Origin of the sequence: Trebonia sp. (assembly GCF_049794275.1) — a bacterium.
GTDB lineage: Bacteria > Actinomycetota > Actinomycetes > Streptosporangiales > Streptosporangiaceae > Trebonia.
On the sequence record NZ_JBARCR010001056.1, the window covers coordinates 1 to 3,530 of the forward strand.

Annotated in this window: 3 protein-coding genes; 2 read left to right on the top strand and 1 reads right to left on the bottom strand. The window is 67.4% G+C overall.

Going from position 1 to position 3,530, the window contains the following annotated elements; all coding sequences use genetic code 11:
- The first annotated feature begins 59 nt into the window (after nt 1-59).
- Entirely contained in the window at nt 60-1,562 is a 1,503-nt protein-coding gene (locus WA805_RS26430; protein ID WP_422273367.1) for a GH1 family beta-glucosidase, read from the top strand.
- 599 nt (nt 1,563-2,161) lie between these two features.
- Here WA805_RS26430 and WA805_RS26435 read toward each other — a convergent pair.
- Entirely contained in the window at nt 2,162-2,386 is a 225-nt protein-coding gene (locus WA805_RS26435; RefSeq protein ID WP_425243704.1) for a hypothetical protein, read from the bottom strand.
- A 323-nt stretch (nt 2,387-2,709) separates the two neighbouring features.
- On the opposite strand from WA805_RS26435, the gene WA805_RS26440 reads away from it, so the two are divergent.
- Nucleotides 2,710-3,516 carry an SAM-dependent methyltransferase gene (locus WA805_RS26440; protein WP_425238171.1) on the top strand — a complete coding sequence of 269 codons (807 nt, stop codon included), beginning with the start codon at nt 2,710-2,712 and terminating at the stop codon, nt 3,514-3,516.
- Nucleotides 3,517-3,530 lie beyond the last annotated feature (14 nt).

Genomic DNA, 3,530 nt, shown 5'->3' on the forward strand with positions numbered 1-3,530 from the left:
CCTCGGCGCACGCCGGAGGATTGCAGGTCATGCTGGGGTAAGTTTACTATACCGGTTAAGTGCCTTTTCGGATACGACGCCATTCATACGCGGAGGTCGGTGCAACCTTGTCAGCTCTCGACAGCAATGCCGTCCCGTTCCCCAAGGGTTTTCTGTTCGGCGCGGCCACCGCGGCGTACCAAGTCGAAGGGTCCGTAGACGTCGGAGGCAGGGGCGTGTCCATCTGGGACACGTTCAGCCACACCTCCGGCAAGACGGTCAATGGCGACACCGGCGACATCGCGTGCGACCATTTCCTGCGGTTGGAAGAGGATCTCGACCTCTTGGCGGAGCTTGGCGTGCGCGCATACCGCTTCTCGGTGTCCTGGCCGCGTATCCAGCCAACGGGCAAAGGCCCGGCCAACCCCGAGGGCCTCGACTTCTACCGCCGGGTCGTGGACGGTCTTCGCGCCAGGGGCATCGTTCCTGTCCTCACGCTCTACCACTGGGATCTGCCGCAGCCCCTTCAGGACGAGGGCGGGTGGCCGCAACGCGACACCGTGAGCCGCTTCGCCGAGTACGCCGGGACCGTTGCCCGGGCGCTGGGCGGGACGGTCGGCAGGTGGATCACGCTCAACGAGCCGTGGTGCTCCGCCTGGCTGGGCTACGGATCCGGTCACCACGCTCCAGGGATCCGCGACATTGGGAAGGCAGTCGCGGCGACCCATCATCTTCTGCTGGCGCACGGCGAAGCGGTACAGGCAATTCGCTCGGCCGTCCCAGCGGCCGAGGTGGGCATCTCGCTGAATCTGACGCCGATACGCCACGCTACGGACCATGAGGATGACGTGGCCGCGGCACGGCGGACGGACGGGAACGCCAACCGGCTCTTCCTCGATCCGGTCCTCACCGGCAGCTACCCGCCCGACATGCTGGAGCACTACCAGGGCAGCGCTCCAGGTTTCGCGGTTGTCAGGGACGGCGACCTAGAGGTGATCTCCCGGCCGCTCGACTTTCTCGGCATCAACTACTACACGCCCCAAACCGTGGCGGATGAGGCGCGGACTGCCCAGGCTATGGTGGCGGGATACTGCGTGCCGACTGCCGAGATCGACCTCATCTCCTCCGATCTCCACGCGGTGCCGGTGCAGCGGCAGGCCTTCCGCCGCACCGAGATGGGCTGGGAGGTCGAGCCCGCCGCCCTCACCGAACTGCTGGACCGGCTCCACCAGGAGTACCCCCATGTCCCGATCCTTCTGACCGAGAACGGCGCGGCGTGCGCCGACTACGTCGGGCAGGACGGCTCGGTGCAGGACCCGGAGCGCATCCGCTACCTAGACGGGCACCTGCGCGCCGTGCTGCAGGCCCGCGAAGCGGGCTCGGACGTTCGTGGATACTTCGTCTGGAGCCTTATGGACAACTTCGAGTGGGCATACGGCTACTCCAAGCGATTCGGTCTCGTCTGGATCGACTATCCGACCCGTACCCGAATCCCAAAGGACAGCTTCCGGTGGTACGCGCAGACCGTGCGGGCGAATGCGCTCCTCCCGACTGTTGAGGCCACCGCCGGGTTCCGCGCCTGAGCCCGCCCGGGCGGGTCAGGGGATTATAGGCTGCGGAACGTCAGCACCCGGTGCAGGAAGCTCAGGGCCGACGCTGGTGAGCAGGAACCACGGCATCTTGGCGGAAGCGGCTCCGGTCACGAGACAAGCGGGAGCGGGCACGGTGTTCCGAAGCACGATGACGTGCTCGGCGGGCGGCGCGGGAAATTCGAGCACGGAGCCCTGTGATGCCGCCCGCCATCCGACCCAGTACCGGCGGAGAGGCTATGCACGCTGATTCGCGGGGGCAGGTGCAGCCCGCTGATGATGACGTGGCCAGCGGCCGATCCGAGCAGGAAGGCGTACGGCGCTCCCTCCCGGGTCACGAAGCCACCGGCAGGTCATCCGGAAGCAGAGGATTCCGCGCTCGTCCGCCGCCTGTTACTCCGCCGCTGCTCGCGCACGCCACGACCGCCAGTCTCACTGCGGTGATCAGGCTCGCCAGCGCACGGCGAGGTGCCCTAAGGCATGGCCCAGGCAGCGCCAGGACGCTCACCCTACAGATACAGACCGGACAGGAAACCCCCATTATTCCGAACGGACCGTTTTCTTCGCCCCCAGCCGATCCGGCAGGCGCCCGGTCACGCCGGCCGATTGAGGCAGAGCTCTCGCATGATCGGCGGCGAGGTGGCGCAGCAGCGGGATGGTGGGCTCGGTGCCGCCTTCCTCGATGCACTCATGTCGTCCTCGGTGAAGGAGGCCCGCAGGGCCAGTTCGGCGACGGACAGGCCGAGGGTGGTGCGGACGTCGTACAGGGCCTTGCCGAAGGCCAGGGCCCTCGCGGATCGCGAGCCGCTCGGGATCATCAGCGGGTTCTTCGGGGCGCGCCCAGCGGGTGTGGTAGCCGGTCATCTCACGCCTGCCTTTCGCAGGCCTGCGTCGCGGGGCGGTGGTGGTCGCGCTCGCAGGTCTTCTGCGCGCGGACAGCCCGGTCGATCATGAACCAGCCGGTAGCCGGGGCCGCAGACCCAGGCGCCAGCATGCGGCGGGACCTGCTGGAGGAACTGCAGATGCGGGCAGGAACCTGGCAGTGTGAAAAGCTAGGCGCCAGGAGCGCCGCCTGGGGCCCGCATGGACGCTGGGCGGCAGGGCTGCTGCCCGGCAATCCGCGGAACGAAAGGGAACCTCAATGAGTAACGCCTCCCCCGGTCCCCCGATCGACACCGCGGTGTCCCACTCGGCCCGGGTGTGGAATTACTGGCTGGGCGGTAAAGACAACTACGAGGTCGACCAGATGGCCGGCGACAAGGTGCGGGAGCTGTACCCGGACATTGTGCTTCTCGCCCGCGCTGCAAGGGAGTTCCTCGTCCGCGCGGTCGGCTTCCTTGCCGGCGAGGAAGGAATCCGCCAGTTCCTGGACATCGGCACGGGCCTGCCGACTGTTAACAACACGCACGAGGTCGCCCAGGCTGTCGCCCCGCAGTCACGGGTCGTGTACGTGGACAACGACCCGATAGTTCTCGCGCACGCCCGCGCCCTGCTCACCAGCAGCCCCGAGGGCGCCACCACCTACATTGACGCGGATCTGCAGGACCCGGAGAAAATCCTCGCCGAGGCGAGCCGGACGCTGAACTTCACCGAGCCGGTCGCCATCACGCTCATCGCGATATTGCACCACATCGCCAGCTACGAGCAAGCGCGCGAGATCGTCGACCGCCTGATGCGGGCGGTGCCGCCAGGCAGTTACCTGGTGATTTCCCACAGCACCAACGTGATCAACGGCGCCCGGTCCGATGAGGCGGTCGCGCAGTGGAACAAGTTCGGCAAGCCGCAGGTCATCTTGCGCAGCCCTGATCAGATCGCCGGGTTCTTCGACGGCCTGGAATTGCTCGAGCCCGGCGTGGTATCCACCACACGGTGGCGGCCCGGACGCGTGGACATCGGCGGCGAACCACGGGAAGTCGACCAGTTCTGCGGCGTCGCCCGCAAGCCCTGACCTGCCGCCGCCCC